Origin of the sequence: Pseudomonas sp. NS1(2017) (assembly GCF_002269425.1) — a bacterium.
Taxonomy (GTDB): domain Bacteria; phylum Pseudomonadota; class Gammaproteobacteria; order Pseudomonadales; family Pseudomonadaceae; genus Aquipseudomonas; species Aquipseudomonas reactans.
In genome coordinates, this window is the sequence record NZ_CP022960.1 from 6696163 (window position 1) to 6702516 (window position 6354).

5 protein-coding genes are annotated in these 6354 nt (G+C 60.4%); 4 read left to right on the forward strand and 1 reads right to left on the reverse strand.

All coding sequences use genetic code 11. The annotated features are described in order from the left end of the window. Window positions 1–69 precede the first annotated feature (69 nt). From CI807_RS31185 to CI807_RS31200, 4 genes are all read left to right on the forward strand, one after another. Complete coding sequence (locus tag CI807_RS31185; RefSeq protein WP_095017480.1) at window positions 70–432, forward strand: MGMT family protein; 363 nt, start codon at window positions 70–72, stop codon at window positions 430–432. A gap of 43 nt (window positions 433–475) precedes the next feature. Beyond that, a complete protein-coding gene (locus CI807_RS31190) occupies window positions 476–2017 on the forward strand; it encodes an AmpG family muropeptide MFS transporter (protein ID WP_095017481.1) in 1542 nt (513 codons plus the stop codon). A gap of 176 nt (window positions 2018–2193) precedes the next feature. Then, window positions 2194–3909 carry a proline--tRNA ligase gene (locus CI807_RS31195; RefSeq protein WP_033898568.1) on the forward strand — a complete coding sequence of 572 codons (1716 nt, stop codon included), beginning with the start codon at window positions 2194–2196 and terminating at the stop codon, window positions 3907–3909. A gap of 20 nt (window positions 3910–3929) precedes the next feature. Then, window positions 3930–4883: a hypothetical protein gene (locus tag CI807_RS31200; protein WP_095017482.1), complete on the forward strand. Its 954-nt coding sequence runs from the start codon at window positions 3930–3932 to the stop codon at window positions 4881–4883. A gap of 99 nt (window positions 4884–4982) precedes the next feature. Here the strand turns inward: CI807_RS31200 and dinB are convergent, their stop codons facing one another. Further along, entirely contained in the window at window positions 4983–6047 is a 1065-nt protein-coding gene (gene dinB / locus CI807_RS31205; protein ID WP_095017483.1) for a DNA polymerase IV, read from the reverse strand. Window positions 6048–6354: the final 307 nt, after the last annotated feature.

The following is a 6354-nucleotide window of genomic DNA, read 5'->3' on the forward strand; positions in this document are numbered from 1 at the left end:
TGTTGAGTTCAATTCTCACCAACACACTTACAGACCTTTCCTACAATTGTGCCGTCGGTATCAATGGATATGCCCACCGTGAATCAGCCCGCCGAAACCCCACAAAGCCCCGCCGAAATGCGCCGCACCGCGCTCTACCTGACCCTGGCCCAAGTGCCCGCAGGCTGCGTGGTGAGCTACGGCGAGCTGGCTCACTTGGCGGGCCTCGGCCGTGCGGCGCGCTGGGTGGGACGTACCCTGAGCCAGCTTCCCGGAGACACCAAGCTGCCCTGGCACCGCGTGCTGGGTGCCGGTGGTCGGATAAGTCTGCCGGTGGGCAGTGCCTCGGGTGACGAACAACGCGCGCGTTTGCGCGATGAAGGCGTCACTGTCCGCAACAATCGCGTGGATATTCAGCGCCATGGCTGGCGCCCGGTAGAGCACAGCGGTTAGAGTGCGCGCTTTGTTTCCGCAAATCTGAGGCAGACTCCAGCCCATGCCCCGTAAAACCTGGCGCGCCGCGCTCGCCGCCTATGCCAGCCCCTCGACGTTAGTCCTGTTGTTGCTCGGCTTTGCCGCCGGCCTGCCTTACATGTTGGTGTTCTCGACGCTTTCAGTGTGGTTGCGTGAAGCCGGTGTGGCGCGCGAGACCATTGGCTATGCGAGCCTGATCGGTTTGGCATATGCCTTTAAATGGGTGTGGTCGCCGCTGCTCGACCAATGGCGCCTGCCGCTGCTCGGCAAACTCGGACGCCGTCGTTCCTGGCTGGTGCTGGCCCAGTCGCTGGTGATCCTCGGATTGATCGGCATGGGTTTTTGCGACCCGCAGAAACACTTGTCCTGGCTGATCGCTATCGCCGTGATCGTCGCCTTCGCGTCCGCAACCCAAGACATCGCGGTCGACGCCTATCGCTTGGAAATCGCCGACGACAGCCGCCAGGCTGCTCTGGCCGCCAGCTACATGTCCGGCTATCGCATTGCAGCCCTGCTCGCCACGGCGGGCGCACTGTTTTTTGCCGAAGGTTTCGGCTCCACCGGTTTCAACTATAAACACTCGGCCTGGACCGGCACCTATGTGCTGTTCGGCGTCCTGATGGTCCCGGCGCTGCTGACCACCTTCTTCATGCGCGAACCGAATGTGCCACTGCGCACTCAATTGCAAGCCGGGCGCTACAGCTTCGTGCACCAACTTGTCTCTGTATTTGTGCTGATCGTGTTGCTGGTATCGGTGCCGGCGATGTTCACCCAACTGTTCAACACCGATTTCGAAAGTGTGCTGTTCCATGGCATGAGCTTGTGGGACCTGCTGATGGAAGACCGCGCGTTCCTGCGCGCCATCCTCTATATCACCCTGACCTCCCTGTGCCTCTCGGCCATGGGCCGCCGTGGCCTGGCGCCGGTGCTGACACCGGTCAACGACTTTATCCTGCGCTACCGCTGGCAGGCGTTGCTGCTGCTGGGGCTGATCGCCACCTATCGCATGTCCGACACCGTGATGGGCGTGATGGCAAACGTGTTCTACATCGACCAGGGCTTTACCAAGGACCAGATCGCCGGGGTCAGCAAGATCTTCGGCCTGATCATGACCCTGGTCGGCGCCGGCATGGGCGGCTTGCTGATCGTGCGTTTCGGCATCCTGCCGATCCTGTTCATCGGCGGCGTGGCCTCGGCCGGCACCAACCTGCTGTTCGTGATGCTCGCCGACATGGGCCCGGACCTGCAGATGCTGATCTTCACCATTTCCCTGGATAACTTCAGCTCAGGGCTGGCGACCTCGGCGTTCGTGGCCTACCTTTCGAGCCTGACCAACCTGAAGTTCTCCGCCACCCAATATGCGTTGCTCAGCTCGATCATGCTGCTGTTGCCGCGCCTGATCGGTGGGTATTCGGGGGTGATGGTAGAGAAGTTCGGCTATCACAATTTCTTCCTGATCACCTGCATGCTGGGTGTGCCGACGCTGGTGCTCATTGCGTTGCATTGGTATCAGGAGAATCGGCGGGCTCGGTTGAATCCCTCCGAAGACACGGATCCCTTGTAGGAGCGAGCTTGCTCGCGAAGAACTCATAGACGCCGCGTTCTCCCCGGTTTCCCACGTCATCGTTGACGATCTTCGCGAGCAAGCTCGCTCCTACAGCGCTCATGCCTGTACGCGAGCGACAACCGCCCGTACAATCCAGAGTCATTTCAAGTCCAAGCAACCGACAACGGCCTACCATGCGTACCAGTCAATATTTGCTCGCCACACAGAAAGAAACGCCTTCCGACGCGGTCGTGATCAGCCATCAGCTGATGCTGCGCGCCGGTATGATCCGCAAGCTGGCCTCCGGCCTGTACACCTGGCTGCCCATGGGCTTGAAGGTGATGCGCAAGGTCGAAGCCATCGTTCGTGAAGAAATGAACGCTGCCGGCTCTCTGGAAGTGTTGATGCCGAGCACCCAACCGGCTGAACTGTGGCAGGAATCCGGGCGCTGGGAAGAGTACGGCCCTGAGTTGCTACGCTTCAAGGATCGTCATGGCCGCGATTTCTGCGCAGGCCCGACCCACGAAGAAGTGATCACCGACCTGATGCGCAACGAGCTGAGCAGCTACAAGCAGCTGCCGCTGAACCTGTATCAGATCCAGACCAAATTCCGTGACGAAATCCGCCCACGCTTCGGCTTGATGCGCGGCCGTGAATTCATCATGAAGGATGCGTACTCGTTCCACGCCGACCAGGCGTCGCTGCAGGTCACCTACGACCGCATGCACCAGGCCTACTGCAACGTGTTCACGCGCCTGGGCCTGAAGTTCCGCCCGGTTGAAGCGGACAACGGCTCCATCGGCGGTGCCGGCTCCCACGAATTCCACGTGCTGGCCGAGTCCGGCGAAGACGATATCGTGTTCAGCAACGGCTCCGACTACGCGGCGAACATCGAGAAAGCCGAAGCCGTGCCACGGGAAACCTCCCGTCCAGCACCGGCTGAAGAGCTGCGCCTGGTGGATACGCCAGAGACCAAGACCATCGCGGCCCTGGTGGAAAAATTCAATCTGCCGATTGAAAAGACCATCAAGACCCTGATCGTGCGCGCCGAAGAAGAAGGCAAGCTGATCGCCCTGGTCATCCGTGGCGACCACGAGCTCAACGAAATCAAAGCCGCCCAGCAACCTGGCGTGGCCAGCCCGCTGGTCATGGCTACCGACGCCGAACTGCGTGACGCCATTGGCGCCGGCGCCGGTTCGCTCGGCCCGCTGAACCTGCCGCTGCCGATCATCATCGACCGTTCGGTCGAGCTGATGAGCGACTTCGGCATCGGCGCAAACATCGACGACAAGCACTACTTCGGTGTGAACTGGGAGCGTGACCTGCCGGTTCCGACCGTGGCCGACCTGCGTAACGTGGTGGCCGGTGACCCGAGCCCGGATGGCAAGGGGACCCTGGAAATCAAGCGCGGCATCGAAGTCGGGCACATCTTCCAGCTGGGCAACAAGTACAGCCAGGCGATGAACTGCAAAGTGCTGGGCGAGAACGGCAAGCCGGTGATCCTGGAAATGGGTTGCTACGGCATTGGCGTTTCCCGCGTGGTGGCCGCTGCCATCGAGCAGAACAACGACGCGAACGGCATCATCTGGAGCGACACCCTGGCGCCGTTCCAGATCGCCCTGGTACCGCTGCGTTATGAAACCGAGCAAGTACGCGAAGCCACCGACAAACTGTATGCCGATCTGACGGCCGCCGGTTTTGAAGTGTTGCTGGATGACCGGGACAAGAAAACCAGCCCGGGCATCAAGTTCGCCGACATGGAATTGATTGGCATCCCGCACCGGATCGTGGTCAGTGACCGCGGCCTGGCCGATGGCAATCTGGAATACAAGAGCCGGACCGAAGCCGAAGCCCAACCGTTGCCGGTGGCTGACGTGCTGTCTTTCCTTCAGGCGCGTATTCGTCGCTGAAAACCAGATCAAGAGAAGTCATGTTCAAGCGAAACACCAGAGCCCTGGGGGGCGCCGCCTTGTGCGGCGCCCTGCTGGTCAGCGGCTGCGCCAACCAGATGTCGCAACGCAGTGAGCACGAGGAGCGGGTCGAACGTAAGTTGCTCGACCACAGCCTGCAGATCGATGTAGGCGAACCCAAAGTGCTGGAACTGCCGCAACGCCGGGTACGGATTCACGAGCAGAAGACCTTCGAGGTCACCGAGTTCGAAGTCACCCGTCGTTACGATCGCTACACGCCCTATCAGCCCTGGCGCAAACTCTATGAGATGCCGTTGGGTGCCGTAGCCCTGGTGGCCGGCGCGGGCGCCAATGTGGTGAACGTATTCGCCCTTGGCAACCTGCCGACCAGCGTGACGCGTGACTGGCTGACCTACGGCGTGGACGGCCTCAATCCGTTCATGAACGTGCAGTCCCACGGCCGTGCGCAACAGAACCTGGCAGGGATCGATGAAGTCCAGCGCGACAAGCGTGTGGAGTATTCGAGCCTGCCCTGGAGCGAACGCCCGGTGCAAGTCACCGCCGGCAAGCACGTCCACGAGTTGACCACCGACCGTAACGGCGTATTACGCCTGAACCTGTTGGACAGCCCGTTTGCCGAACAGGACCTGAACCGCGTCACGACCTTGAAGATCAGCGTGGAAGATGGCCAGGACGACGTGCATTCGGACTCCACGCTGGCGGTCAGCAGCACCTTGCGCAACAAGTTGCTGGAAGCCCACGGCCTGATCTACGACGACCTGGAAGACGACGAAGTCAGCCAGTGGGTGCACCGGGTCAAGCGCTTGTCTGAACTGGGCCTGGAAGAAGAAGCCAGTGAGCTGGAGCAAAGCCTGATCGAACTGACCCGCAATGATCCAGAGTTGCAGCAGGAATTCCTGCAAGCGCTGACCAAGGATGCGGGGCGGTTGGTGGCGGATCCTGGAGCGCGCTGAACCTTGTAGGAGCGAGCTTGCTCGCGAAAAACGTCAACGATAACGCGAGCGTCCTGAATGAACGCGTTGCCGATGCGCTCTTCGCGAGCAAGCTCGCTCCTACAAAGGGGTAAATAACTCCAGCTGTTCATTGCCACCACTCAGGTCCAGCAACCGCACCCCAATCCCCAGCAACCGCACCGGCTTCCCACCCCGATTGAACGCCTGCGTCAGCAGTTGTTGATAACTCTCCAGATCCCGCCCTGCCCCCGCCTGCTCCAAGGTGGTCTGGGTAAAGTCATGAAATTTCACCTTAACGAATGGCTTGCCCGCCCGGTAACTGCTGTCGATGCGCGCCATGCGCCCGGCCAGGGTTTCCATCAGTTCGGGGAGTTTGGCCAGGCAACTTGAGAGGTCCGGCAGGTCCACGTCGTAGGTATTTTCCACACTGATCGACTGCCGACGACTGTCGTTCTGCACCACGCGGTCATCGATCCCACGGGCCAGGCTCCACAGTCGCTCGCCAAAACTGCCGAATTCGCGCACCAACGCCAGCTTGTTCCACTCGCGCAACTGCAGGCAGTCTTCGATTCCCAGGCGCGCCAGTTTGTCCGCCGTGACCTTGCCCACACCGTGCAACTTGCTCACGCGCAATTGCGAGACGAAGTCTTCAACCTGGTCCGGGGTGATCACAAACAATCCGTTGGGTTTTTTCCAATCGCTGGCGATCTTGGCCAGGAACTTGTTCGGCGCCACGCCGGCGGACACGGTGATGTGCAACTGGTTGGAGACACGCCGGCGAATATCCTGGGCAATGCGCGTGGCACTGCCGCCGAAATGCGGGCTGTCGGACACATCCAGATAGGCTTCATCCAGTGACAACGGCTCAATCAGGTCGGTGTAGTCGCGAAAGATGGTCTGGATTGCCTTCGACGCTTCCTTATAGGCATCCATGCGCGGCTTGACGATGGTCAGGTCCGGGCACAGCTTCAAGGCATGGCGTGACGACATGGCCGAGCGCACGCCATAGGCCCGCGCCTCGTAGTTGCAGGTGGCGATCACCCCGCGCCGGTCGGCCGAGCCACCCACCGCCAGCGGTTTTTGCGCCAGGCTCGGGTCATCGCGCATCTCGATGGCGGCGTAGAAGCAATCACAGTCGACGTGGATGATTTTGCGCTGCGTCATATAAACGGGGGTGTGTACCTACGGGTGGCCAGTATCGCACTCACACCTGTATATAGCACCAGTAGTTTGATTCTTCCGCTTGAGCGGTAGGAAAAATCCCGGATGAATTTATTTTCTCAATCGAATTTGGCCTGCTGATAGAGCTGAAACCCTCGGCCAGACTGGGCTGGCGGGGTATCGAGAGGCCACCTTGGAGAGCTAACCGATTGAACCACAAGCGCTTTTCTTCGATTCATGGGTTGACACACCCGCGTTCCTCTGTAGAATGCCGACACACAGACGCGGGATGGAGCAGTCTGGTAGCTCG